The organism is Pseudomonas sp. zfem002 (assembly GCF_032621685.1).
GTDB classification, from domain to species: Bacteria; Pseudomonadota; Gammaproteobacteria; order Pseudomonadales; family Pseudomonadaceae; genus Aquipseudomonas; species Aquipseudomonas japonica.
In genome coordinates this window covers 60,149-84,546 of the sequence record NZ_JAVYJH010000001.1, presented here as the reverse complement: position 1 = coordinate 84,546, position 24,398 = coordinate 60,149, and the positions used below count along the sequence as shown (strand labels likewise).

21 protein-coding genes and 1 pseudogene are annotated in these 24,398 nt (G+C 67.7%); 15 read left to right on the top strand and 7 right to left on the bottom strand.

The window, feature by feature from the left end; translation table 11 throughout:
- Window positions 1-12: 12 nt before the first annotated feature.
- The 6 genes from RTI28_RS00365 (at window position 13) to RTI28_RS00340 (ending at window position 9,198) form a co-directional block, all read left to right on the top strand.
- A complete protein-coding gene (locus tag RTI28_RS00365) occupies window positions 13-2,301 on the top strand; it encodes an AAA family ATPase (RefSeq protein WP_316918619.1) in 2,289 nt (762 codons plus the stop codon).
- A complete protein-coding gene (locus tag RTI28_RS00360) occupies window positions 2,301-3,233 on the top strand; it encodes an HNH endonuclease (protein ID WP_316918618.1) in 933 nt (310 codons plus the stop codon). The genes RTI28_RS00365 and RTI28_RS00360 overlap by 1 nt, the downstream gene beginning before the upstream one ends.
- A 147-nt stretch (window positions 3,234-3,380) precedes the next feature.
- Complete coding sequence (locus tag RTI28_RS00355) at window positions 3,381-4,982, top strand: histidine kinase famiy protein (protein ID WP_316918617.1); 1,602 nt, start codon at window positions 3,381-3,383, stop codon at window positions 4,980-4,982.
- Between the two features lie 82 nt (window positions 4,983-5,064).
- Window positions 5,065-5,574 (top strand): sigma-70 family RNA polymerase sigma factor, encoded by a 510-nt coding sequence (locus RTI28_RS00350; RefSeq protein WP_316918616.1) that lies wholly within the window; start codon window positions 5,065-5,067, stop codon window positions 5,572-5,574.
- Entirely contained in the window at window positions 5,571-6,539 is a 969-nt protein-coding gene (locus tag RTI28_RS00345) for a DUF4880 domain-containing protein (protein WP_316918615.1), read from the top strand. The genes RTI28_RS00350 and RTI28_RS00345 overlap by 4 nt, the downstream gene beginning before the upstream one ends.
- Before the next feature lie 130 nt (window positions 6,540-6,669).
- Window positions 6,670-9,198, top strand: coding sequence for a TonB-dependent siderophore receptor (locus RTI28_RS00340; protein ID WP_316918614.1), 2,529 nt, complete (start codon window positions 6,670-6,672; stop codon window positions 9,196-9,198).
- Between the two features lie 48 nt (window positions 9,199-9,246).
- On the opposite strand, the pseudogene RTI28_RS00335 reads toward RTI28_RS00340, so the two are convergent.
- Window positions 9,247-9,714 (bottom strand): annotated as a pseudogene (locus RTI28_RS00335) (GNAT family N-acetyltransferase); the annotation flags it as partial.
- A gap of 96 nt (window positions 9,715-9,810) precedes the next feature.
- Here RTI28_RS00335 and RTI28_RS00330 point away from each other — a divergent pair.
- Genes RTI28_RS00330 through RTI28_RS00320 form a run of 3 tightly spaced genes read left to right on the top strand, consistent with a single transcriptional unit; the run spans window position 9,811 to window position 12,481 of the window.
- On the top strand, window positions 9,811-11,391 hold the full coding sequence (locus RTI28_RS00330) for a RimK family protein (RefSeq protein ID WP_316918613.1): 1,581 nt from the start codon (window positions 9,811-9,813) through the stop codon (window positions 11,389-11,391).
- A 3-nt stretch (window positions 11,392-11,394) separates the two neighbouring features.
- Window positions 11,395-12,303, top strand: a complete 909-nt coding sequence (locus tag RTI28_RS00325) for a magnesium transporter CorA family protein (protein WP_316918612.1) — start codon at window positions 11,395-11,397, stop codon at window positions 12,301-12,303.
- Window positions 12,304-12,343: 40 nt separating this feature from the next.
- Window positions 12,344-12,481 (top strand): hypothetical protein, encoded by a 138-nt coding sequence (locus RTI28_RS00320; RefSeq protein WP_316918611.1) that lies wholly within the window; start codon window positions 12,344-12,346, stop codon window positions 12,479-12,481.
- A gap of 16 nt (window positions 12,482-12,497) precedes the next feature.
- Here RTI28_RS00320 and RTI28_RS00315 read toward each other — a convergent pair whose 3' ends face one another.
- From RTI28_RS00315 to RTI28_RS00295, 5 genes are all read right to left on the bottom strand, one after another.
- Window positions 12,498-13,034 (bottom strand): histidine phosphatase family protein, encoded by a 537-nt coding sequence (locus RTI28_RS00315; RefSeq protein WP_316918610.1) that lies wholly within the window; start codon window positions 13,032-13,034, stop codon window positions 12,498-12,500.
- Between the two features lie 76 nt (window positions 13,035-13,110).
- Complete coding sequence (locus RTI28_RS00310) at window positions 13,111-14,658, bottom strand: MFS transporter (RefSeq protein ID WP_410478940.1); 1,548 nt, start codon at window positions 14,656-14,658, stop codon at window positions 13,111-13,113.
- Window positions 14,659-14,660: 2 nt separating this feature from the next.
- Entirely contained in the window at window positions 14,661-15,731 is a 1,071-nt protein-coding gene (locus RTI28_RS00305) for an HlyD family secretion protein (RefSeq protein ID WP_316918608.1), read from the bottom strand.
- A 54-nt stretch (window positions 15,732-15,785) separates the two neighbouring features.
- Window positions 15,786-16,199 carry a cupin domain-containing protein gene (locus RTI28_RS00300; RefSeq protein WP_316918607.1) on the bottom strand — a complete coding sequence of 138 codons (414 nt, stop codon included), beginning with the start codon at window positions 16,197-16,199 and terminating at the stop codon, window positions 15,786-15,788.
- A 41-nt stretch (window positions 16,200-16,240) separates the two neighbouring features.
- Window positions 16,241-16,987, bottom strand: a complete 747-nt coding sequence (locus tag RTI28_RS00295; protein WP_316918606.1) for an SDR family oxidoreductase — start codon at window positions 16,985-16,987, stop codon at window positions 16,241-16,243.
- A gap of 246 nt (window positions 16,988-17,233) precedes the next feature.
- On the opposite strand from RTI28_RS00295, the gene RTI28_RS00290 reads away from it, so the two are divergent.
- A complete protein-coding gene (locus RTI28_RS00290; RefSeq protein ID WP_316918605.1) occupies window positions 17,234-18,799 on the top strand; it encodes a winged helix-turn-helix domain-containing protein in 1,566 nt (521 codons plus the stop codon).
- A gap of 71 nt (window positions 18,800-18,870) precedes the next feature.
- The gene (locus RTI28_RS00285; protein WP_316918604.1) at window positions 18,871-20,454 is read left to right on the top strand and encodes a hypothetical protein; all 1,584 of its coding nucleotides are present in this window, start codon (window positions 18,871-18,873) and stop codon (window positions 20,452-20,454) included.
- A 197-nt stretch (window positions 20,455-20,651) separates the two neighbouring features.
- Here RTI28_RS00285 and RTI28_RS00280 read toward each other — a convergent pair whose 3' ends face one another.
- Window positions 20,652-21,839 carry an MFS transporter gene (locus RTI28_RS00280; RefSeq protein WP_316918603.1) on the bottom strand — a complete coding sequence of 396 codons (1,188 nt, stop codon included), beginning with the start codon at window positions 21,837-21,839 and terminating at the stop codon, window positions 20,652-20,654.
- A gap of 345 nt (window positions 21,840-22,184) precedes the next feature.
- Between RTI28_RS00280 and RTI28_RS00275 the strand changes: the two genes are divergently transcribed.
- The 4 genes from RTI28_RS00275 (at window position 22,185) to RTI28_RS00260 (ending at window position 24,271) form a co-directional block, all read left to right on the top strand.
- Window positions 22,185-22,859, top strand: a complete 675-nt coding sequence (locus RTI28_RS00275) for a phytanoyl-CoA dioxygenase family protein (RefSeq protein ID WP_316918602.1) — start codon at window positions 22,185-22,187, stop codon at window positions 22,857-22,859.
- 63 nt (window positions 22,860-22,922) lie between these two features.
- Window positions 22,923-23,054 (top strand): hypothetical protein, encoded by a 132-nt coding sequence (locus tag RTI28_RS00270; RefSeq protein WP_316918601.1) that lies wholly within the window; start codon window positions 22,923-22,925, stop codon window positions 23,052-23,054.
- Between the two features lie 72 nt (window positions 23,055-23,126).
- Window positions 23,127-23,423, top strand: coding sequence for a DUF3144 domain-containing protein (locus tag RTI28_RS00265; protein ID WP_042129313.1), 297 nt, complete (start codon window positions 23,127-23,129; stop codon window positions 23,421-23,423).
- A gap of 218 nt (window positions 23,424-23,641) precedes the next feature.
- A complete protein-coding gene (locus RTI28_RS00260; protein WP_316918600.1) occupies window positions 23,642-24,271 on the top strand; it encodes a LysE family translocator in 630 nt (209 codons plus the stop codon).
- Window positions 24,272-24,398: the final 127 nt, after the last annotated feature.

Sequence of the window (24,398 nt, the reverse complement as noted above, 5' to 3'; positions counted from 1 at the left end):
CGGGAGCCCGTCATGCGCTACATCGAACGATCGGTCAAAGCACCCGCGATTCTCACCGATGAGCAGGCACGCAAGCACAAGTACGCCACGGCCAAGTTCATGGCCCGCAGTCAGGAACAGTTGTCCCAGCAACAGGTTGTCAGATCCTCGCTCAACCTCGGCCACGCCAGCCTGCGCGAGCAATTGAACACGCTGTTCGCCAAGCGCTGCGCCTTCTGCGAAGCCAGGGTGCCGACCCAGCCCTATCGCTTTCGTCCCGTGGCCAATGCCCTGCCGCACCAGGCCAGCGAGCAGGCGCACCTCTATTACTGTTGGCTGGACGTCGCCTGGCAGAACTTCTACGCCATCTGCACCTCATGCCTGCCGCAAGAAGCCGAGTACTTCCCCGTCTATGGCAAACGCGCGGCAATCCCCGACCTGCCAGTGTTCAAGCGGTATGCCGAGATGACCACAGGGCTCTGGCCGGACTATCCCCTGCAGGAAAAGCCGGTGCTGCTCGATCCCTGCGAGGATCGCGATCTGCACAAGCACATCGGCGCGCAGACCGACGGGCGCCTGATCGGTCTCAGCGAACGCGGCGTGCTGAGCCTCGAGCACTTTTCACTGAATGCCCCGGAGCGCATCCAGCAGCGTGCGACCGCCTACCGGCTGTATTTCGAGAAGCTGGTCGACTGGATGAAAGCAGCGGACAACACCGATACGGGGACGATCTTCGACTTCGCCCAGCTTGAATTCGGCGGGACCTGGTATTTGCTGCTGCGTCGCCTGGCGGCCTCGATAGGTGCGAAACGGGGCGCGAAACCGATACTTTCCGCCAGCCGCATAGATCGCGTGTTCAGGCAGTTGCATGAAGGCAATGCCGGCCCGCGGACCTTGCAGCAATGCTGGCAGCAGGTGGTCCTGGAAGACCTGATGGAGTTTTCCGGCACCCGACCGCAATTAAGCCGGCAGAGCGATGCCAGCCTCAGCAGCGTGCGGATCGAGAACTTCAAGTCCCTCGAACACCTCGAGATCAGCCTGCCGACACCCAGGCCGACACTGCCGAACGAGCCCGCACCGCGCACCCCGGCCTTGCTGATCCTTGGCGAAAATGCCGCGGGCAAGAGCTCGATCCTCGAAGCCATCGCCCTCGGCCTGTCGACGGATGCGGCGGTCAAGGCGCTGGGCCTCACCGCGCGCAATTTCATTCTCAACACCCATTATCTGGGCGCGCAGACGCCGTCCGAGATCACCCAGGCGGTGGTCGAGATCCGCCTCTCCGACCAGTCCAGGCGTGTGCGCAGCATCGCCCCGACGAGCATCAACCCGGCCAAGGGCAGCCAGGAGCATATCCCCGTGTTCGCCTACGGTGCCTTTCGCCAGTACCAGTACAAGGGGCGCAGCAACATCGCCACGCAGACCTTCGTCAACAACCTGTTCGACGGCAGCGTCCTGCCCAATCCGGAAAAATGGCTGCTGGGCCTGAAGCCGGACCGCTTCGCCATGGTGATCCGTGCCCTGAGCCACATCCTCTCCATCGATGGCAATTTCGAAGTGGTGCGCCGCGATCCGCAGAGCCAGCAGTGCTTCGTCGTCACCGCGTTCAGGAGCGACGGCAGCGTCCTCTCGCAAAGCTCGCTGAATGTCGCCTCGTCCGGCTTTCGCTCGGTACTCGCCATGGCCTGCGACATCATGCGCGGGATCATGGACCGCAAGGTCTATCCGCATTTCGACAACCTGGAAAGTGCCCGTGGGGTGGTCCTGATCGACGAGGTCGAGGCGCACCTTCATCCGCGCTGGAAAATGCAGATCATGCGCGGCCTGCGCCGGGCCCTGCCGAATGTCACGTTCATCGCCACCACCCATGATCCGCTGTGCCTGCGCGGCATGGACGACGGCGAAACCGTGGTGCTGCGCCGGGTCAGGGTCAACGACGGCACGACCGAATCCGGTCTGCCGATGCGCATCGAGCTGTTGACCGAGCTGCCCTCGGCCTCGGAGCTGCGCCTCGAACAGTTGCTGACCTCGGACCTGTTCCAGCTGCACTCCACCGACGATCCGGCGATGGACAAGCAACTGGCGAAAATCGCCGACCTGCTGCGCAAGCCGGCTCCCAACGAGGCCGAGCAGCTGAGCATCGAGCAGTTCCGCCACGACATCGTGTCCGCGTTGCCGATCGGCACTTCGGAAGTCCACCGTATCGTTCAGGAGGCGGTGGCCGAGTACCTGAAGACGCGCCGGCACCAGCCAGCGGGCGAACGCAAGGCCGCCCGCGAGGCGGTCAAGCAGCACATCGTCGATGCCCTGCGGAGCGTGCTCTGATGCGCGCCGTGCAACGCCCCGCCGGCAGCGCCCCAACCTGCCTGGGCGCCCTCGACAAGGACGGCCGCAGCGAACGCGACCGGGCCCGGGCGCATCAGAACGACCCGACTCCGGACAAAGGCAGCTTCGCCTACCAGGCCTACCGGCATGAGCAGGTCAAGCGCAAGCTGGCCCAGCTGTTTCACAACAAGTGCGCGTACTGCGAGACCTTCTACTCGGCCTCGGCGCCGATGGATGTGGAGCACTATCGACCGAAAGCCGCGGTCAGCGAGGCCGATGGGCACTCCGGCTACTGGTGGCTGGCCATGAGCTGGGACAACCTGCTGCCCAGCTGCATCGACTGCAACCGCCGGCGCAAGCAGCATGTCGTCGACCCCTCGACCAGCCTCGAAGACCTGTACGACCAGGGCCGCACGCACCTGGCCCTGCACGACGCCGGCAAGAAGGACAGCTTCCCGCTCAAGGACAACGACAGGCGCCTGCTGGCCGAAAGCGACCAGTACGCCGACGAGGATGCCCTGCTGCTCGACCCGACCCGCGACGATCCGCGCCTGCACCTGCGCTTTCATATCGATCGCGACTCGCCCATCGGCCTGGTCCTCCCCGGTGGCGACCCACAGCAGCCCAGTGAACGGGGAGCGGTGTCGATCCAGACCTACGGGCTCAATCGCCTCGGCCTGGTCCAGGACCGCACCCGGCTGCTGCGCAGTCTCGAATTTCTCGGCGACCTGGTGGTCGAGCTCGGTGAAATCATCGCTGACCTCGACCAGCAGGCGCCGCAGCCGGCAGGCGCGCCGCTGGACAGGATCGGCAGACGCCTGCGCCTGATGCAGGAGCGCATTCTCCTGGAGATGCGCGGCATGGCCGCTCCCGAGGCGCCTTACTCGGAGATGGTCAGGGCCTGGCTCAGGCAGTTCACCGACGACCTGTGACGCCGATGCAGCCGCCCGCAGACGACCGGCAGCGGCAAAACCGCTGCCACGGGCAACGATCCGATCCGTGCATGGTCTGCATGATCAATCCCCCGGCGCACACCCGCCCGGGTTGAGCAGCCCTGAACGTCCGGAAAGGAACCGCCCGTGCCGAACATCCCGCCCCGAGTCGACGACTCCTCGACAGCTGACCTCTCCAGCCATCCCAAGGACATCTTCTTCGCCGCGGTGGAAACCACGCGCATGCCGATGATCATCACCAACCCCAACGCCGCGGACAATCCGATCCTCTTCGCCAACCAGGCCTTCCTCGACATGACCGGCTATAGCGCGGCGGAAATCGTCGGGCGCAATTGCCGCTTTCTGCAGGGCCCGGACACCGACCGCGAGGTGATCGCCGCGGTCCGCGAGGCCATCGACGGGCGCTATGATTTTTCCACCGAGATCCTCAACTACCGCAAGGACGGCAGCAGCTTCTGGAACGCGCTGTTCATCTCGCCGATCTTCAACGAGAAGGGCGAGCTGATCTATTTCTTCGCCTCGCAACTGGACGTCAGCCGCCGTCGCGACGCCGAGGACGCCCTGCACCAGGCGCAGAAAATGGAAGCCCTGGGCCAGTTGACCGGGGGCATCGCCCACGATTTCAACAACCTGCTGCAGGTCATGGGCGGCTATATCGACCTGATCCGCAGCGCCGCGGAAAAACCCGTGCCTGACCTCGAGCGGATCCGCCGCAGCACCCTCCACGCCCGCTCCGCGGTGGACAAGGCGAGCACCCTGACCAAGCAACTGCTGGCCTTCTCGCGCAAGCAGACGCTGCAAGGCCGGGTCCTCAACCTCAACCAGCTGCTGCAGAGCGCGCAGACGCTGGTCAAGCGCACCTTCGATGCCGGCGTGCAGGTGGACTACGACCTGGAACCCGAACTGAAGAACTGCCGCATCGACCCGACCCAGGCGGAAATGGCCCTGCTCAATATCTTCATCAACGCGCGGGACGCGATGATCGGCCGGCCCCGGCCGAAGCTGTTCATCGAAACCCGCAATGTCACGGTGCGCGACCTCGGTACCACCGCCTATGACGGCCTGCTGCCCGGCCGCTACGTCAGCCTGGCGATCACCGACAACGGCATCGGCATGCCGGCGAGCATCCGCGACCGGGTGATGGACCCGTTCTTCACCACCAAGGAGGAAGGCAAGGGTTCCGGGCTCGGCCTGTCCATGGTCTACGGCTTCGCCCGGCAGTCCGGCGGCGCGGCGCGGATCTATACCGAGGAAGGCGTCGGCACCACCCTGCGCCTGTACTTCCCGGTGGACAGCGGCAGCGTGCTGCCGCGGGAACCGCGCGTGCTGCCAGCGTCGAAGAACGGCCACGAAAGCATCCTGATCGTCGAGGATCGCCCCGATGTCGCCGAACTGGCCAAGATGGTCCTGGAAGACTACGGCTACACGGCCGAGATCGTCCTCAATGCCCGCGAAGCGCTCAAGCGCTTCGATGCCGGCGAGCGCTACGACCTGCTGTTCACCGACCTGATCATGCCCGGCGGCATGAACGGCGTGATGCTCGCCCGCGAAGTGCGCCGCCGCCATCCGGCGAGCAAGGTCCTGCTCACTACCGGCTACGCCGAGAACTCCATCGAGCGCACCGATATCGGCGGCTCGGAGTTCGAGGTGATCTCCAAGCCGTACCTGCCCCACGACCTGGCTCGCCGGGTGCGCCAGGTGCTGGATGCGCCGGGCGGGGTCGGCTGAGGAAAGATTTTCTTGCAATAGAGTTAATAGGAAGCATTATCATGCACGTCATCCCGCTCCCGTCTGGTCTGGAATCGCGCGCATGCCTTCTTCCACTTCCCCGCATCACGCCGTCGGCGAACTCTACGTGGCGCACCACGCCTGGATCGTCCAGTTGCTGCGCCGCCGCCTGGGCAATCATCAGCAGGCCCAGGACCTGGCCCAGGACACCTTCCTGCGCCTGATGCGCCAGGACGTCTTCCCGGCCTTTCGCGAGCCGCGCGCCTACCTGGCGACCGTGGCCACCCGCCTGTGCGCGGAGTTCTTCCGCCGCCGGGCACTGGAGCAGGCCTATGTGCAATCGCTGGCGGCCCTGGACCCGGACGAGGCGCCCTCGCCGGAAACCCGCCTGCTGGTCCTGGAGACCCTCGACGCCGTGGGCCGGGTGCTCGACGGCCTGGGCGCACGCGGGCGGGAGATCTTCCTGTTGTCGCAGCTGGATGGCCTGACCTATCCGCAGATCGCCGAACGCCTGGGGATCAGCGTGAACGTGGTGCAGAAGGCCATGCTCAAGGCCTATCGCGTGTGCTACGCAGCGGTCTACGCCGCGTGAAGCTGTTCCAGCCACAGGATCGGCAGGCCGTCGATCCCCAGGTCCTGGAGCAGGCCCTGCACTGGATGGTGCTCCTGCAATCCGGGGTCAGCAGTGCCGGCGAGCGCCAGGCCTGCGCAGCCTGGCGCGCGCAGAGCGAAGCCCATGAGCTGGCCTGGCAGCGCCTGGTCGGGCTGAACCACGACCTGCGCCAGACCACCCAGGCCATGCCGGCGGCCGATGCCCGCGGCCTGCTGCGGGCGCGTGGCGGCAGTTCGCGGCGCGCGCTGCTCAAGGGTCTGGCCGGCTTCGCGGTGCTCGGCGCCGCCGGCCTCGGCGTGCGCGAACGCACCCTGCTGCCGGAACTGTTCAGCGATCACCACACCGGCACCGGCGAACGCCAGCACCTGCAGGTGGCCGCCGGGGTCGACGTGCAACTGGATACGCGCACCGCGCTGGACGGGCGGATGAGCGCAACGGGCCTGGAACTGGCGCTGAATCTCGGCCGCGTGCTGGTCAGCACCGACAGCGCCAGCGCCGTGCGCATTCGCACCGCCGAGGGCTGGGTGCAGGCGGCGGCATCCAGTCGGCTGGTGATCGCCCGCGACCTGCCGGGGCTGGCCGGCAGCCAGGTGCAGGTGTTCGCCGGCAGCGCGACCCTGGCCCTGCCCCATGGCGACAGCCTGGTGCTGGGGGCCGGGCGGCAGGCGGATTTCCGTGGTGCACAGCAGGCGCTGAATCCCGCGGCCCTGGCCTGGAGCGACGGGCTGCTGGTGGCCGAGCGCATGCCCCTGGGGCTGCTCCTGGCCCACCTCGACCGCTACCGCCGCGGCGTACTGCGCTGCGCGCCGGAGGTGGCCGGGCTGGCGGTGTCAGGGTCGTATTCGCTGGCACAGCCGGAGGCCAGCCTGGAGCTGCTGACCCGGGTCCTGCCGGTCAGGGTGGAGCGGGTGCTGGGGCTGTGGGCGATGGTGGTGGCGGCCTGATCGCCGCGCCGTTTGAGCGAAATGAAAATAATTCCGCTTCACCCCGGCAGTTTTCTCCCCGCTCATGCATCAAGACAGACAGAACGCTGAAAAACAGCGCCCATCCTCTGCCAACCAACGGATCGTCTTCATGCACAACCGCCCCACCCCACTGGCCCGGGCCCTGCGCCTGGCCCTGCTCGGCCTGACCCTGGGCAGCGCTGCCCAGCCGCTGCTCGCCGTCGCCGACAGCACCCAGCAGCAGACCCGCAGCTACCGCATCCCCGCCGGTAGCCTGGACAGCGTCCTCGGCGCCTTCGGCCAGCAGGCCGGGGTGATGATCGGCGTCGACGCGGCGCTCACCGCCGGCCTGCACAGCGACGGCCTGAGCGGCGACTATTCAGTTGCCGACGGCCTCGCCCGGATCCTCCAGGCCACCCGCCTGCAGGCGCTCGGCGATGGTCTCGGCTATCGCCTGGTACCGCGTCCGGAGCGCCTCGCCAACGTCCTGGAACTGGGCACCACCACCATCAGCGGCCAGGGCATGGGCGAGATGACCGAGAACTCCGGGTCCTACACCACCGGCCTGGTCAGCGTCGGCTCGAAGACCCCGCTCAGCCTCAAGGACACCCCGCAGTCGGTCTCGGTCATCACCCGCAGGATGATCGAGGACCAGCGCATGACCATCCTGCCCGACGCCATGAAGCGCACCCCGGGCATCGTCACCCGCAACGCCAACTACCACACCCAGCAGTACTACTCCCGCGGCTTCGGCATCGACAACGTGCAGATCGACGGCGCCGCGCCGATGGACATCGGCAACGGCATCGGCACCTTCTACAGCGATCGCATGTACGACATGGCCGCCTACGACCACGTCGAAGTGCTGCGCGGCGCCAGCGGCCTGCTCGGCGGCACCGGCGACCCGGGCGGCATCGTCAACCTGGTGCGCAAGCGCCCGCTGGATCACTACCAGCTCAAGCTCGACACCTCCGCCGGCTCCTGGGACAACTACCGCAGCGAAGTCGACGTCACCGGCCCGCTGGCCTTCGACGGCGCGCTGCGCGGGCGCCTGGTCGCCGCCTACACCGACCGCCAGTACTTCATGGACAACCGCGGCACGGAAAAGCCCCTGCTCTACGGCATCCTCGAAGCCGATCTGGGCAGCGACACCACGCTGACCCTCGGCGGCAGCTACGACAAGGTCAAGGAAAACGGCACCGGCGACGGCCTGCCGCGCTACAGCACCGGCGGCGACCTGCACCTGCCGCGGCATACCTGGTACACCACCGATCAGGCCTGGAGCGACAGCTACAGCCGCGAGTGGTTCGCCAAGGTCGACCACTACTTCAACGACGACTGGAAGCTCAACACCTCGTACACCTACTCCTACAACCACTCCACCACCGAGGGCGTGATTCCCTACGGCTCGGTGGACGAGACCACCAACAACGGCCCGTACTGGTGGGGCAGCTACGTGTCGAGCTGGAGCAAGCAGTCGGTGTTCGACATCAACCTGTCCGGCGGCTTCGACGCCTTCGGCCGGCGTCATGAACTGCTGCTCGGCGCCGACTACCAGAAAGTCACCAGCCGCTGGCGCGGCGCCCCCGGCATGCGCGGCAAGGGTGGCCTGATCGACCTGTGGAATCCGGGTGCCACGCCGCTGGACGGCGACGAAACCAGCCATGTGTTCTGGCGCGACTACTCGCCCAACACCCGCGAGCAGTACGGCGTCTACTCGACCCTGCGCCTGCAGCTGAGCGACCCGCTCAAGCTGGTCGCCGGCGCCCGCGCCCAGCGCTACAAGTTCGAGCAGGCCTACCAGATGCGCAACAGCGACGGCAGCGGCGACTGGGCCCTGCGCGACCGCGTCGCCGATCGCGAGCCGACCACCCTGGTGCCCTTCGGCGGCCTGATCTACGCCCTCGACGAGCAGTGGTCGACCTACGTCAGCTACGCCGAGGTGTTCAAGCCCCAGGCGCAGAAGCTGCAAGGCCCGAAAGACGCGCCGAGCTCGATCCAGCCGATGACCGGCAGGACCTGGGAAACCGGGATCAAGGGCGAGCTGTTCGACGGCGCGCTGAACCTCAGTGCCGCACTGTTCTACACCACCCGGAAAAACCAGGCGGCCATCGACCCGGCCTATCCCGATCCGGTGTTCAGCTACAGCGGCGCCTGCTGCTACAAGGCCCAGGACAAGATCACCAGCAAAGGCATCGACCTGGAGGCCAGCGGCGAAATCGCCCCAGGCTGGGAGATCCTCGCCGGCTACACCTGGAACCGGGTACAGAACGACACCGCGGAAACCCTCTACAGCACCATCACACCCAAGCACCTGTTCAAGCTGTGGAACACCTACACCCTGCCCGGCGCCTTCTCCGACCTGCGCGTCGGCGCCGGCGTGACCGTGCAGAGCCCGACCTACGTGTCCGGCCAGGCCTACCGCTTCGACAGCGTGGGCAATGTCATCGACAGCCGCGACTACGACTTCAGCCAGGCCGGCTACGCGGTCTACGACGCCCTGGTGGAGTACAAGGTCGACGCCAACTGGACCGTCGCGCTCAAGGGCAACAACCTGTTCGACCGGCGCTACTACGAAAGCGTCGGCACCTCCGAGTACGGCAACTACTACGGTGAGCCGCGCAACTTCGTCCTGACCTTGCGCGGGGTCTTCGACTGACCCGCAGCCGTGCGCGCAGCCTCACCGCGGCGCGCACCCGCTGTCGGGCGAAGGCGCTGGCGTCTGGCGCAGGATGGTTTTTTCGTAGCGCAGGGCCTGGGCATGGTCCTCGTAGTAGTCCTCGACCACGGCGAAGCGCCGATAGCCCTGGGCTTGGTAGAGGCCGACGGCGGCGGGATTGTCCGCGCGCACCTCAAGACGCAGCCGGCCGCAGTCACGCGCCAGCGCGCCGGCTTCCGCCGCCTGCAGCAACTGCAGGCCCAGGCCATGTCCGCGCCAGCGCGGGCTCACCGCAATGGAATACAGGCGGGCCACGGAGGTGCCGCGATGGAACAGCAGCAAGGCATAACCGGCCAGTTGCCCGTCACGCCCGGCGACGATCAGGCTGGCGTTGCCGCGCCCGAGCAACCAGTGGAAGTTGCGCGCACGCAGGCGATCGAGGCTGAAGCACTCCTGTTCCAGGGCCGCCAGGGAGGCGATATCGGCCATGGATGCAACGCGGAAATCAAAGGACATGGTGGCACCGTAAAGAGTGAGTAACGAAACGGGACAGCCCGTAGGGTTCGTGGTTTATGGAAGCGGCGTGTTCTTCCAACCAGGGATCGTCAACTCATGTCAGCGGTGCAGACCAAGGTCGCCGAAGTATTGGACAAAAACCGGCAAGCCACAATCACCCTCGGCGAGGAACCTCCCGGTCGACAGCGCGGCGGCAGCCGCCTGCTGATCCTCGTCGAACGCAAGGAAGACTGGGCCAGCTACCTGCCCAGCGAAAGCCTGATGCTCGCCCAGGACTACCTGGAGCACAGCGACCACAGCGCCAGCCGTACCCAGGTGATCAACCTGTGCCGCAACTACAAGTACCTCGGCCAGGGCTACTACTGCTCGCTGTTGGCCGAGGCCCGCGGGCACAAGGTCCTGCCCTCGGTGCGGACCCTCAGCGAACTGGCGCGCAAGTCGCTGTACGGCGTCGGCCTCGACGACCTCGAACGGGTCATCCAGCGCGCCCTGGCCAACCATCCCTACGCAAGTACGGAGGCCTTCACCCTGACCCTGTACTTCGGCAAGACCGGCATCGAGCCGCTGCAGGAGATCGGCCGCCAGCTGTTCGAGACCTTCCCCTGCCCGGTGCTGCTGGTGGAGTTCCGCCGTGGCGAGACCTGGCAGATCGCCGGGATCAGGCCCGGCGCCCTGCACAAGCTACGCGACGAACAGCAGCACCTGTTCGCCGACGCCCTCGACGCCTTCAACCGGCGCACCTGGCGCCAGCCGGCGTCCAGGCGCGTCGCCCGCTACGACCTGGCGATCCTGCACGATCCGGCGGAACCGCTGCCGCCCTCCAACCCGCTGGCGCTGCAACGCTTCGTCGAGATCGGCGCGCAACTGGGTATCGCCGTCGAACTGATCGAGAAGAAGGACTATGCGCGCCTGGCCGAGTACGACGCGCTGTTCATCCGCGAGACCACCCGGCTCGACGACCACACCTACCGCTTCGCCAAGAAGGCCGAGCGCGAGGGGCTGGTGGTGATCGACGATCCGTCCTCGATCCTGCGCTGTACCAACAAGGTCTACCTCGCCGACCTGCTGCGCCGTCACGGCCTCGGCAGCCCGGCCACGGAAATCCTCTACAAGGACCGCCCCCAGGAGCTGGAGCAGGTCGGCCGGCGCCTGGGTTTCCCGCTGGTGCTGAAGATCCCCGATGGCTGTTTTTCCCGCGGCGTGATCAAGGTCGCCGATGCCCCGGCACTGATCGCCGCCGCCGAGGAACTGTTCCAGCATTCGGTCCTGCTGCTGGCCCAGGAGTACTGCTACACCGAGTTCGACTGGCGCATCGGCGTGCTCAATGGCGAGGCCCTGTATGCCTGCCAGTACTTCATGTCCAAGGGCCATTGGCAGATCTACAACCACAAGGCGGTGGCCGGCGAAGTCAACGGCGAATGCCGTGCGCTGGCGGTGCAGCAGGTGCCGCCCGCGGTGCTGCAACTGGCGCTGGACACCGCGCAGCTGATCGGCGACGGGCTGTACGGCGTCGACCTGAAACAGACCGGCGAGCAGGTGGTGGTGATCGAAGTCAACGACAACCCCAACCTCGACGCCGGCATCGAGGACGCCGTGCTCGGCGACGAACTCTACCGCCGGGTGCTCCAGGCGTTCGTCAGTCGCCTGGAATCCAAGCACCGCGGGCAGGCGTGCTAGCCCATGATCGAGAGCTACGAGATCGCCGCCGGCGAACTGCGCGAAGCCGCGCCGGAGCGCGCCAGCATCTGCTTCTGCATCGCCCCGGACCACGCCGAACAGTCGCGGCTGCAGCACCTGGGCATCGGCAGCCATGTGCTGGAGTCGTCGCTGGACCCAGACGAGGTCGCGCGCATCGAGATCAAGCCGGACCACCTGTTCCTGGTCTGGAAGCGCCCGCGAAGTTTCGACGGGCGCGCCTTCCAGGTCGCCTCGTTCGGCGTGGTGCTCAACGAGCGGCGCCTGGTGGTGATCTGCGCGAGCGATTCGCTGCTCGCCGGCCTGCGTGGCGGGCAAGGCCTGAACAGTCCGCTGGACGTGCTGATGGCCCTGCTGGAAGAAAGCGTGCACCACTACCTGGGCCATCTGCGGGTGGTCAAGCAGGTCGCCCGGGACATCCAGCAGCAGTTCACCCGCGGCATGGACAACGCCCACCTGGTGCAGATGTACAACCTCAGCGAGAGCCTGGTGTATTACGTCAATGCCATCCACAGCAACGGCGCGGTCCTCGCCCTGCTGCGCAGCCACGGCCAGCGCCACGGCTTCGGCGCCGGCCAGTTGCAGATGCTCGATGACCTGGTCATCGAGAACCAGCAGAGCTACCAGCAGGCGAAGATCCACGCGAGGATCTTCGACAACCTGATCGAGGCCCGCGGCAACCTGGCCAACAACGGCATGAACCTGGCCCTGCGCAACCTGACCCTGATCAACGTGGTGTTCCTGCCCCTCAACCTGATCGCCAGCATCGGCGGTATGTCGGAGTTCAGCATGATGACCGCCGGCCTGCCCTGGTGGCTGGCGTTTCCCGCGCTGCTGGCGGGCATGGCCGTGCTCGGCGTCGGCATGGTCGTCGCCCTGCGGCGCATGACCTGAGCCCCGCCAGCGCCCTTTTCAACCTCACTGGAGCCTGTTCATGGAACCTTCGCAGATCGGCCTGGCACTACTGGTACTCATCGCCATCACCGGCGCCCTCATCAGCCTGCTGGATCACCGTATCGAATCCGGGCGACCACGCCCGGACGACCGCCCGTCACACCCGCGCGGCGACTGAGGCAGGGCCGTGCATTTCAATCGATGCGCAGCCGCCAGCGCCCGTAGTGGCTGAAATGGACCTGCGACAGCGGCAGCACATCGATCTGGTGGAAGCTCTCCAGCGGCGCCTCCAGCACATGCAGGAGCGCCGCGCGGATCACCATGGGATGGGTCACCGCCCGCCATTCGCCCTGCCGTGGCAGCTCGCTCAGCCACTGCGCCACCCGCGCGCACAGCTGGCTCACCGATTCACCGCCATGGGGTGCGGCGTCCGGGCTGCCCAGCCACAAGCCAAGACCGGCGGGGTCCTGCTGCTCCAGCTGCTTGATGCTCAGGCCCTGCCAGCGGCCGAAATCACAATCGCGCAGTGCCGAATCCAGTGGCCCGACCAGGCCCAGCGCCTCGGCCGTCTGCCGCGTGCGCAGCTCCGGGGCGATCAGCACCCGGGCCGCATCGAGTCCCATCGTCGGCGGGTCGAGTGGCAGCACCGGGTCTTCGCCCAGATGAAAGCGGCCGATCCGCTGGGCATCGGTGCGGGCGTGGCAGATCAAGGTGAGGTGGGTGTGCTTCATGGCCGGGCCTGTGCGCGAGGGATTCGTTGCAAAGGCCTCCATGCTGCGGCTTCGACGCCGCCAGGGCAACCTCGATTCAGCGCGAGTGCTGCGCCCGTCGGGCCAGGATCACTTTGATGCACACCAGCAACGGCGCGGCGACGACGAACAGCGCGGCCACCGCGAAGAAAGCCGAATCGAAGGCCAGCACCGCGGCCTGCTCGCCCACGGCGCGACCGAGCAGGCCCAGCGCAGCGCGCCCCGCCGCCAGGCGATCGAGGCCTTCGCCGGCGAGCAGCGCGCTGCTCTGCGCAAGGCGCTCGACCAATGCGGGGTCGCCGGCGTTCACATGGCTGCCGAGAATCACCCGGTTGGCGGCCTGCTGGTGGTCGATCAGGGTCTGCAAACCGGCCACGCCAATCAGCCCGCCCAACTGCCGGCCGATGTTGAACAGGGCGATGCCGCTGGCCAGGCGGTCGCGGTCCAGCTGGCTGAAGGCGATCAGGGTGATCGAGAGAAACAGGAAGCCGAGCCCCAGCCCGCGCAGCAGCACCGCCGCCTGCATGTCGTCGGCCCCGCTGTCGCGGCTGGAACCGGCGAGCAGCCACATCGCCGCCATGATCAGCAGGATGCCCACCGGCACCGTGGCGAAGGGCGCCAGCCCCCGCCCGCGCACCAGCCAGGCGGTGAGCAGCAGCGCCGCGATGAACGGCAGCGCACCGGGCAGCAACAGGGCGCCGGCGGCCATCGGGGTGAAGTCGAGCAGGCTCAGGGCGAACGCCGGAATCAGGAAGGCACTGCCGAACAGCGCCGCGCCGGCGACGAAGCTGACGATGAAGGCGAAGCTGAAATCGCTGCAGCGGAACAGCCCGACCTCCAGCAGCCCCGGCCTGAAGCACTGCAGGGCCAGGCACGCGAACAGGCTGGCCAGGCCCAACGCACTGAGCCAGAGCACTCGCGGTTCTTCGAACCAATCCCAGCGACTGCCCTGGCTGAGCACCCAGGCGGCGCAGCCCAGGGCGATCGCCGCCAGCAGCGTGCCGGGCCAGTCCCCCGGGCGCGGCGCCAGCCCCAGATGCCAGGCGCCGCCGCCCAGCAGCAGGCCGCTGGCGGCGCAGGCCAGCGGGACCACGGCAAGAAAACTCCAGGGCCACGACTGGCTGTCGATCAACCAGCCCGACAGCGCCGGAGCCAGGGCCGCTGGCGCCACCACCGAGGCCATGGCGAACAGGGCCTGCAGCACGGCTTGCTGACTGCGGGGAAACAGCACGAACAGCGTCGCCTGCCCGGCCACCAGCAGCACACCGCCGGCCAGTCCCTGCAGCACCCGCCAGGTGCTCAGCGGCAGCAGTTCGCTGCTGCCGGCGCAGGCCGCGCAGGCCACGCCCATCAGCACGCTGGCGGCCACCAGCAGGTTGCGCGGGGCCAGCCTCGACAGCAGCCAGGGCGCCAGGAGGAAACCGACCAGCTTGCCGGCGATGTAGCCGACATCGAGCCAGGCGAACTCGTCCGGCGTGGCATGCGCGGTGCCCATGATCTCGACCCGGCCGAAGGCCAGCACACTGCTGGCGATGGCCTCGGTCAGGGTTGCCAGGAGGATTCCGGCGAGCAGCAGCAAGCCGGCCGGCGAGCGCCCGTCGAGCAGCTTCACCAGGCGCCCCCGACGTCCACCGACACCCGCGCCGACAACCCCGGCACGATGCGCCCCGGCAGCGGGTTGTGCAGCAGGCGGATCTTCACCGGCACCCGCTGCACCACACGGACGAAATTGCCGGTAGCGTTGTCCACCGGCAGCAGGCTGAAGGCCGAACCGCTGCCCGGCGCGAAGCTGTCCAGCACACCGTCGAGGCGCTGGTCGGGATAGCCGTCGATATCGATCCGCACCGCCTGCCCCGGCTGCAACCGTGCCAGCTGGGTTTCCTTGAAGTTGGCCACGACCCACACACCGTCCACCGGCACCAGGTCCAGCAGCGCCGCACCCGGGGTAACGAAGCGCCCCGGACGCACCTGACGGTTGCCGACCACCCCGGCCAGCGGCGCGCGCACCACCGTGTGCTCCAGCTCGATACGCGCCAGCTCCCGCGCTGCCTCGGCCTGGACGATGGCCGCCTGGGCCGCCTCGCGCTGCGCCGCCAGCACGCCGATGCGCAGGGTCTGCGCATCCAGCGTCGCCGCCGCCGCGCTGACCGTGGCCTGGGCGCTGCTGCGGGCAGCGGCGGTCTGGTCGACCAGGGCCTGGCTGACCGCACTGTGCAGGACCAGCTTGAGATTGCGTTCATGGGTTTTCTCCGCCAGCCCCCGCTCGGCCCGAGCCGCCTGGGCGCCCGCCGCGGCCTGGCGGATCTGCGCCTGCTGCAGGCGGGTTTCGGCGTCGATGTCGCCCAGCCGCGCTTCAGCCGCGCGGACATTGGCCTCGGCCTGGGCCAGGTGCGCACGGTAGTCGCGGTCGTCGATGCGAAACAGTACGTCGCCGGCGTTTACCCGCTGGTTGTCGGCGACCTCGACCGCCACGACGTAACCCGCCACCTTGGCTGCCAGCGCGGTCACCTCGCCGCGGACATAGGCGTTGTCGGTGCTCGTCGTGCTGCCCGTGCGCAGCATCAGCCAGGCCGCGCCCGGCACCACCAGGGCGCACAGGCACAACAGCACACCGAGACGCCGGGCACCGCGGCTGCGCGCCACGGCGGTGCTGGCGACGGCTTCCTCGGGCAGGTTCATGATGCTCGATCCTCCTCTGTCGCCCCGGCGCGCACGCGCCGCCGGGGCCCTGGTTCACTTGTCGCTGGGAGTGACCAGCTGTTGCTCACCGCTGTCGAGGACGAACACCGCCATCAGCTTGGCCGGCTTGCTGTCGCTGGCATTGGCGCTGACCCCATGGAACGCGCCGGGCGTCTCGAACCAGTGTTCGCCGGCCTTGTAGACCTTCTCCGGCGAGCCGTCGACGCTGCTGCGCACTTCGCCCTCGAGCACCGTGGCATAGATGAACGCCGACTTCGGATGGCGGTGCGACGGCGAGGCCGCGCCGGGGGCGTAGTCGACGATCACCCCGCGCATGCTCTTGCCGGGGACGTTGGGCAACGGCTGGTCGAAGACCAGCGAAACCTTGCTCGCCGGGCGCTCGTCGGCGGCCACGGCAGTGAGGGACAGGGCCGCCAACGCGGCGGCCAGAACGATGCGACTGAACATGACGATGCTCCTGTTCAAGGATGGAAAGACGGCGGCTGCGCTCAACGCACACGCGCCAGCCACTGTTCGAAATCGATCGCGCCCAGGCGCGCCCCCGCCCCCGGGGTCAGCGAACGGTCGTCGAGCTCGTCGCCGAAGTAGCGGGCATGCACATCCGCCACCACTTCGCGCGGATCGCCGGTGACCTGGAGGAAATACCGGACCATCTCGTCCAGCGGCGCGGCTTCGGGGCCTGCGACTTCCAGGGTGCCGTTGACCGGCGCGGCCAGGGCGATGTCGGCCAGGGCGGCGACCACATCGGCCGAGGCCACCGGCTGGAACAGCGCCGGCGACAACAGGATGCGTTCGCCGACCACACCGGCCTCGGCGATGCCGCCGACGAATTCGAAGAACTGCGTGGCCCGCAGGATGGTGAACGGCACGCCGGACGCCTGGATCAGGTTCTCCTGCATGACCTTGGCGCGGAAATAGCCGTTGTGCGGCAGGCGCTCGCTGCCGACGATCGACAGGGCGACATGGTGGCGAACCCCGGCGGCCGCTTCGGCGGCGAGCAGGTTGAGGCTCGAGGTGCGGAAGAAATCCAGTACCGCCTGGTCTTCCCAGGACGGCGCGTTGGCCACGTCGACCACCACGTCGGTGCCGCGCATGGCTTCGTCCAGGCCCTCGCGGGTGATGCTGTTGACACCGGTGCTCGGTGCTGCCGCAACGACTTCGTGACCACGGCCGCGCAGGCTGTCGACCAGTTGCGAACCGATGAGGCCGGTGCCTCCGATGACGACGATCTTCATGGGCTGTCTCCTCTTGTCGACGACACCATTGCCGCCGGGATGGAACAACGATGCGCCCGCGCGGCGGACAAGTCCTTGCCGTGCCCATGGATTTACCTCCAGAACCCCGTGCTTTTTCGTCCAGAACCACGCAACGGCGCCCGGGCGCCCTGTGCAGCCCGGAGGCGCCGCCGTATCATCGAACACCGGTACATTCCAGCAGCCGCCTCGGACACGACGCCCAGGGCATCGGGTAGAGGACAGGACATGCCATTCGCCTTCGACGACTTTGTGCTCGATCAGCAGCGCCGCGAGCTGACCCGGCATGGCCAGGTGGTGTGCATCGGCCCGCAGGTGTTCGACCTGTTGCGGCTTCTGCTCGACAACCGCGAGCGGGTGGTCAGCAAGCACGAACTGCTCAGCGAGGTGTGGGCCGGGCGCATCGTTTCCGAATCGACCATCACCAGCCATATCAACGCCCTGCGCAAGGCCATCGGCGACTCCGGGGAGGAACAGCGCCTGGTGCGCACCGTGGCGCGCAAGGGCTACCGCTTCGTCGGCGAGGTCCGCGAGGACGCCAGCGATGCGCCGGCGCCGAGACCGGACGAGCCGGTGGCGCGGCACGCCCTGCTGCTGCCGGACAAGCCGTCGATCAGCGTCCTGCCCTTCCACAACCTCAGCGGCGACCCCGAACAGGACTATTTCGCCGACGGCATGGTCGAGGACATCATCGCCGCCCTGTCGCGGATTCGCTGGCTGTTCGTCATCGCCCGCAACTCCAGCTTCACCTTCAAGGGGCGGCCGGTGGATATCCAGCAGGTCGGTCGCGAACTGGGTGTGCGCTACGTTCTCGAAGGCAGCATCCGCAAGGCCGGCAACCGCCTGCGCATCACCGGCCAGCTGATCGATGCCAGCAGCGGCGCGCATATCTGGGCCGAGCGCTTCGAAGGCGAGCTGGACGATGTCTTCGAGCTGCAGGACCGCATCGCCGAGCGCGTGGTCGGCGCCATCGCCCCGCAACTGGAGCGGGCCGAGACCGAACGGGCCAAGGGCAAGCCGACCGACAGCCTGGGCGCCTACGACTACTACCTGCGCGGCACGGCCAGGCTCTACAACGGCACCCGCGAGGCCATCGACGAGGCCCTGCCGCTGCTGTACAAGGCCATCGAACTGGATCCGGAATACGCCTCCGCCTACGGCATGGCCGCCTGGTGCTATTTCTGGCGCAAGCTCAACGGCTGGATGCTCGACCGTCCCGGCGAAATCGCCGAAGGCGCGCGCCTGGCCCGCCTGGCGGTGACGTTCGGCCGCGACGATGCCGTGGCCCTGACCCGTGGCGGGCATGCCCTGGGCCACCTGGCCGGCGATATCGACGGCGGCATCGCCCTGCTCGACCGCGCCCGCCTGCTCAATCCCAACCTGGCCCCGGCCTGGTACCTGGGCGGCATCCTGCGGGCCCTGCGCGGCGAGACCGAGACCGCGATCGACAACCTCAACCACGCCGCGCGCCTCAGCCCGCTGGACCCGGAGATGTTCCGCATGCAGGTAGGCATGGCCCTGGCGCACTTCTTCGCCGGGCGCTACGACTGCGCGGTGAGCTGGGCGGAGAAGGCCCTGGGCAACCTGCCCAGCCTGCTGGCCGCCATCGCCCTGGTGACCGCCAGCCATGCCCACTGCGACCGCCAGCACGAAGCGCACCGGGCCCTGGCACGCCTGCGCCAACTGGACCCGAACCTGCGTGCCTCGCGGCTGCGCGAATGGCTGCCGATCCAGCGCGACCAGGACCTCGCCCGCCTGGCCGACGGGCTGCGCCTGGCCGGCCTGCCCGACTGAGGCCGCACTTCAAGCTTTGCCCGCGCCTGCCGATACAGGCTGAACACGTACGGAAACAACGGGTATTCAGCATGACCCTCACCCTTTCAGGATTGCGCATCACACCGCTCCCTACCGCGCCCCAGGCCGTGCCGAGCGTCCCCCGCGACAACCCGGCCACGGCGTCGGTCAGCGCCATCCCCAGCACCAGCGTCAGCCTCGGCCAGACCGCCCGCAACGACGATCCCAGCCTGTACACGGCGCGCGGCACCCTGGCCTCTTCGGCAACCCGCTATGCCCTGGAACAGGACAGCACGGACAAGCTCAGCATCGCCCTGCTGACCGGTGTCCAGTCCTCCGCCAACACTGTACGTTTCCAGGGCATCGGCGCCGCCTTGCTGGAACAGCTGGTGCTCAAGGGCGGGCAGAGCGTTTCGCAGTCGGTGTTCACCTACGCCGACGGCACCCAGCCCAGCACCGAGGCCTTGAAACTGCAGGCCGACAAGCTGCGCCAGGAGCCCGCCAGCGCCATCAGCCTGAGCCTGACCACCACCTCCGGGGCCACGGTGCGCCTGTCCCTGGCCAGCAGCGACGAGGGGCTGGCGGTCAGCGCCGAGGTGCTCGACGGTGAACTCGACAGCCGTCAGCTCAGCGGCCTTGCCGGCCTGGCCGAGAGTTTCCAGGCGGCGATCAACGGCCTGACCGAGGAGCCGCCGAAACTCAAGCTCGGCGAACTGGTCAAGCCCGACCCGGCGCTGTTCAGCTCGCTGAAGCTGGACGCCAGCCTGCGCACGGCCAGCGGCGAGCAGCAGACCTTCGCCCTGGACATCAGCGCCAGCGCGCGCTCGCTGAGCCTCAACGGCCCGACCGGCAACCTCGAACTCAACCTCGACACCCGCGATGCCTCGCTGCTCGGCAATGCCAGCCAGCGCCAGGCGGCGGTACGCAACTACCTGAACCAGTTCGATGCCGCGCAGGCAAGGGGCAAGGGCGACAAGGACCTGATGGGGCTGTTCAAGGACGCCTTCGTCCAGCTCAACGGTGCCGACGACGACCGTGCCTCGAACACCGGTGGCAAGGTGCTGACCGGCAACGACCGGGTCCTGCTCAGCGGCCTGGCGGATTTCACCGCCAGGGTCGGCAAGGCCGAGCAGGCGGTCAACCCGCTGCTGCCGGCGGAAACCGATCGCTTCGACTATGAGGTCTCGCAGTCGACCAGGGTCAACGGCGCGGCCCTGTCGAGCCGCGCGGTGCAGCAGGACCAGCAGTCGCACCTGAGCGCCGCCTGGCATGAAGGTCTCAACCCACTGGTGCCGCTGGCGCTCGGTACCGACTTCAAGTCGCAGAACTACCGCTACCACGAGATCGACGACCGCGCGAGCAGCAGCACGCGCCTTGCGTACAACAAGGACAACAAGCTGGTGGAAGCCAGTGCCAGCCAGCAGGCCAGCCAGAACGAGCGAGTCCGCACCTACGTGGATGGCGTGCTGAGCGATGACGTGAACACGCCGCGCTCGACGGCGCAGAGTCGCAACCTGCTGGGATTGATCGACGGCGCCTTCCAGCGCGAACGGACGTCGCTGCGTGAGCGTGGGGTGTCGATCCTGGAAAGCGAGCTGGCGAGCAAGCGTGAGGGCTGGTTGCTGCAGGCGGATCCGAACGAAATCAGGCGCTGACCGCCTGATCTCACGCTGAACTCCCGTAGGAGCTGGCTTGCCTGCGAAAGGACTGCGAAGCAGGCCCAATCGAGTCGTTACCCATTTGGGACCGCTGCGCGGTCCTTTCGCAGGCAAGCCAGCTCCTACGGGGATTGCTGGCAACCTGCAGCGCCTTGAGCGCCCACACGAACCGCCCTGGTCCTTGAAGGCGTGACTCAGCCCTGTTCAACAACGGCGGACGTCCGCGGAGCGCGCTGCATGCCCAGGGTCAGCAACAGCGCAGCGGCGGCAATGGCGGCGGCGAGCCAGAGGTTGGCGAGCAGGCTCACGCCATCCACCATCGTGCCGCCCAGCAGCGAGCCCAGGCCGATGGCGGCATTGAACACCGCCACATACAGCGCAGTGGCAACCTCGATGGCCCGTGGCGCGGCGTGCATCACCCAGGTCATCAGGCCCACGGACACGCCACCGTAGGCCAGCCCCCAGCCCAGCAGCAACAGGGCGCCGCCGAGGTTGGAGTTACCGAGGCTGGCGAACAGCAGCGGCGTCAGCAGCAGCCCCAGGGCAATGCAGGCCAGTACCCGTGCCGGGTGGCGGGCGGCACGGGTGCCGCTGAGGAAATTGCCGACGATACCGGCGATGCCGTAGCCCAGCAGCAACACGCCGATCCATTGCCCGTCGAAGCCGGAGAACGACGACAGCAACGGGCGGACGAAGGTGAAGGCCATGAAGTGGCTGACCACCAGCAACAGGGTCAATACCAGGCCGGCGACCAGCGCGCGATTGCCCAGTTGCGCGACGAACTGGCGCACCGTCGCCGAGCCGCTGACCGGCAGCGGCGGCACTACGGCGAGGAACAGCACCAGCACCGCCACACTGAACGCGGCCATGGCGGCGAAGGCCCAGCGCCAGCCGGCAAAATCACCCACCAGCGCCCCCAGCGGCACCCCCAGCACGGAGGCAGCGGCCACGCCGCCAAAGATGATCGAAGTCGCCAGCCCCAGCGACCGCGCCTCCACCAGGCGCACCGCCAGGCCGCCGGCGATGGCCCAGGTGCCACCGATGCAGAAGCCGACCAGCACCCGCGCGGCCAGCATCCAGTGCCAGGTCGGTGCCAGGGCCGACGCAAGGTTGGCCAGGACCAGCAAACCCAGCAGCACCGCGAGGATGACGCGCCGGTCGGTACCGCCGGCACCGATCACCACCAGCGGGGCGAACAGTGCAGCCAGCAAGGCGGGCAACGAGAGCATCAGGCCGGCAGTGCCCAGGGAGGTGTCGAGTGCTTCGGCGACGGGGTTGAGCAGCCCGACCGGGAGCATTTCCGTGGTCACCACGGAGAAGATGGTGAGGGCGACGGCGGCGACGGCCAGCCAGGGGTTGCGCGGGGACGTTGGTGACGTCATGACTCGGTCCTTGAATCGGCAGGATGGGATACGCCGGGGAGTCTGCTTGTCTGCGGGCGGATAGGGAAATGATGGAAATACATAGGGGGTATCGACGGTGTCGATGGGCGAACGGATCTGAGCCAGGCGGCGCCCTCGAGATCGCATCGCTGGCAACGCCAGCTCCCACAGGGTCCTGCGCCAAACCTCGCTATCGAGTACGACACGGAACCTTGTGGGAGCTGGCGTTGCCAGCGATGCGCCGCGCAAGCGGCGCTCGATCCCAGGGCACACAGATGGCAAATTGACACCTCCTTCCGCCCAAGGCTACGCTCACCCGCTGGCCCGCCACGAATCCAACCCGCCATGACCCCGCGCGACCAGCTCCACCGAGACGGCTACATCCTCCTGCGCCAGGCCATCCCCGACGCCTGGCTGGACACCTTGCGCGCCACCTTCGATGCCGGCGCCAGGCCCTCGGACCAATGGTCGACCCCGCGCGGCAAGGACTGGCTGCATTCGCAACTGGACACCGACCCCACCATCCAGCAGGTGTGCCGCTTGCCCCAACTGCTGGCGGCGGTCGGCCAGCTGATCGGCGAACGCTTCTTCATCTCCCAGATAGACGGCCGCGACCCCCTGGCCGGAGGGGGTTACCAGCAACTGCACCGCGACCTGTCGATACAACGACCGGGCGACATCGCCAACGCCCTGGTCTTCTTCGATGACTACGGCCCGCAGAACGGCTCGACGCGCCTCATACCCGGCAGTCATCGCCCTGCCCCGGACGCACCGCCCTGCGATTTCAGCGACGAGTCCGCGGTCATCCAGCTCAGCGGCTCGGCGGGCGACATCCTGGTGTTCGATGTCGACCTGATCCACGCCGGCAGCCTGAACCTTTCCGGCGCACGCCGACGCTCCATCCTGGTCGGCTACTTCTCCGAGCCGCTGTATGCCTCGCACCTGGAAACGGTGGCCTTGCGCAATATCCACATGGACACCAGCGAACGCTTCGAACCCGCGGATTTCGCCTTTCTCTGAAACCCCTGCCCCACGCAAGGATGCCTCGAACATGGAAACCACTGCCTGACCGGCGAGGGCGAAATGCTCGCCGGCTGGTCCCGTGGCAAAGTCGGCGTGGATGCTGACGGGCGCACCACGCTGAGTTTCGTCTGGGGCTGGCTGTCGGGCGCCAGCGGTGGCGGCGAATCCCACTACGTCGAGGCACGCGACTGATCGTCAGCGGCTAGCCGCGCGCGGGACAAACATGCTCCAATCGCGCCCCCCAATCCCGAGGCCTCCGTCCCCATGTCCCAAGCCACCGACGACTCCTTCTACGACCGCGCCGACGCCCACATCGCCCTGGCCAACCAGCAGATCGACAGCCTCCAGGACCTGGGCAAGGTCAGCGCCTCGATGACCTTCGGCGCCAGTCGCTTCAACGCCTGGATGAGCGCGCGCAGCTTCAAGTCCGCCGACGAGATGGCCGCGGCGCGGGAGGAGTTGCTGAAGTACTTCTGCGAGCAGTACCGGATGATGCTGGAAGACAACCTCGACGATCACATCCAGCATTTCGACCGCTACAGGCTCGGCAAGCAGGACTGATTCGAGCACCTCTGCTGGCCCTTGCCCGTAGCCCTCTCGTAGGAGCGTGGCTTGCCCGCGAAGGACCGCGCAGCGGTCCCGAACCCTGTGCCATCGGGGACCGCTGCGCGGTCCTTCGCGGGCAAGCCACGCTCCTACGGTGGGGCTGACAAGACAGTTCCCAGCCACCCCGCTTTTCGGCAACATGGCCCCACCCCCTCTGCGCGCCCGGTCCCGCCATGACCTACCTCTACTCGCTCCTGCTGATCACCGGCATCTACCTGGCGGTCCTCGCCAGCCCCGGCCCGAACTTCTTCATCCTCAGCCAGATGGCCCTGGCCCAGCGCCATCGCGACGCGCGCTACGTGGCCTTCGGCATCGGCACCGGCTCGGTGTTCTGGGTCATCGTCTCGATCGCCGGCCTGGCCACGCTGCTGGCGCAGCACCCGTGGCTGTCCTCGGCGGTACGCCTGCTCGGTGCCAGCTACCTGGTCTGGTACGGTGCGCGCCTGCTCTGGTCGGCGTTCCATCCGCCCCCCCGCAGCGGCCCCATCGAGCAGCCACACCTGGACGGCTCACGCCTGGCCGCCTTCCGCACCGGCCTGCTGACCTGCATCACCAACCCCAAGGGCGCGGCCTTCTGGACCAGCGCCTTCGCCGCGATCTTCCCGAGCCACCCGCCGCTGTGGTTCTACGCCGTCACCGTGGTGCTGATCGGCGTGCTCTCGTTCGGCTGGCATGTCGGCCTGGGCATGGTCTTCGGCACCTCGCACCTGCGCGGCCTGTACCTGCGCATCGAGCGCTGGATCAACGGCTGCGCCGGCGGCGCACTGGTGGCGCTGGGGCTGCAGCGGATGTTCAGTCGCTGACGGAGGTCTCTGGCGATCCCTGTCCACGACGGCTGCGCCGCCGATCGCGGCTAAAGCCGCTCCTACGCTGATTGCACCCGGCCTCTGTAGGAGCGGATTCATCCGCGATTGGGCGCGAAGCGGCCAT

Excerpts from the sequence above, each read along its gene's own strand:
- RTI28_RS00365 (WP_316918619.1), top strand. The coding sequence starts at position 13 with ATGCGCTACATCGAACGATCGGTCAAAGCACCCGCGATTCTCACCGAT.
- RTI28_RS00360 (WP_316918618.1), top strand. The coding sequence starts at position 2,301 with ATGCGCGCCGTGCAACGCCCCGCCGGCAGCGCCCCAACCTGCCTGGGC.
- RTI28_RS00350 (WP_316918616.1), top strand. The coding sequence starts at position 5,065 with ATGCCTTCTTCCACTTCCCCGCATCACGCCGTCGGCGAACTCTACGTG.
- RTI28_RS00340 (WP_316918614.1), top strand. The coding sequence starts at position 6,670 with ATGCACAACCGCCCCACCCCACTGGCCCGGGCCCTGCGCCTGGCCCTG.
- RTI28_RS00330 (WP_316918613.1), top strand. The coding sequence starts at position 9,811 with ATGTCAGCGGTGCAGACCAAGGTCGCCGAAGTATTGGACAAAAACCGG.
- RTI28_RS00325 (WP_316918612.1), top strand. The coding sequence starts at position 11,395 with ATGATCGAGAGCTACGAGATCGCCGCCGGCGAACTGCGCGAAGCCGCG.
- RTI28_RS00320 (WP_316918611.1), top strand. The coding sequence starts at position 12,344 with ATGGAACCTTCGCAGATCGGCCTGGCACTACTGGTACTCATCGCCATC.
- RTI28_RS00315 (WP_316918610.1), bottom strand. The coding sequence starts at position 13,034 with ATGAAGCACACCCACCTCACCTTGATCTGCCACGCCCGCACCGATGCC.
- RTI28_RS00305 (WP_316918608.1), bottom strand. The coding sequence starts at position 15,731 with ATGAACCTGCCCGAGGAAGCCGTCGCCAGCACCGCCGTGGCGCGCAGC.
- RTI28_RS00300 (WP_316918607.1), bottom strand. The coding sequence starts at position 16,199 with ATGTTCAGTCGCATCGTTCTGGCCGCCGCGTTGGCGGCCCTGTCCCTC.
- RTI28_RS00295 (WP_316918606.1), bottom strand. The coding sequence starts at position 16,987 with ATGAAGATCGTCGTCATCGGAGGCACCGGCCTCATCGGTTCGCAACTG.
- RTI28_RS00290 (WP_316918605.1), top strand. The coding sequence starts at position 17,234 with ATGCCATTCGCCTTCGACGACTTTGTGCTCGATCAGCAGCGCCGCGAG.
- RTI28_RS00285 (WP_316918604.1), top strand. The coding sequence starts at position 18,871 with ATGACCCTCACCCTTTCAGGATTGCGCATCACACCGCTCCCTACCGCG.
- RTI28_RS00280 (WP_316918603.1), bottom strand. The coding sequence starts at position 21,839 with ATGACGTCACCAACGTCCCCGCGCAACCCCTGGCTGGCCGTCGCCGCC.
- RTI28_RS00275 (WP_316918602.1), top strand. The coding sequence starts at position 22,185 with ATGACCCCGCGCGACCAGCTCCACCGAGACGGCTACATCCTCCTGCGC.
- RTI28_RS00270 (WP_316918601.1), top strand. The coding sequence starts at position 22,923 with ATGCTCGCCGGCTGGTCCCGTGGCAAAGTCGGCGTGGATGCTGACGGG.
- RTI28_RS00265 (WP_042129313.1), top strand. The coding sequence starts at position 23,127 with ATGTCCCAAGCCACCGACGACTCCTTCTACGACCGCGCCGACGCCCAC.
- RTI28_RS00260 (WP_316918600.1), top strand. The coding sequence starts at position 23,642 with ATGACCTACCTCTACTCGCTCCTGCTGATCACCGGCATCTACCTGGCG.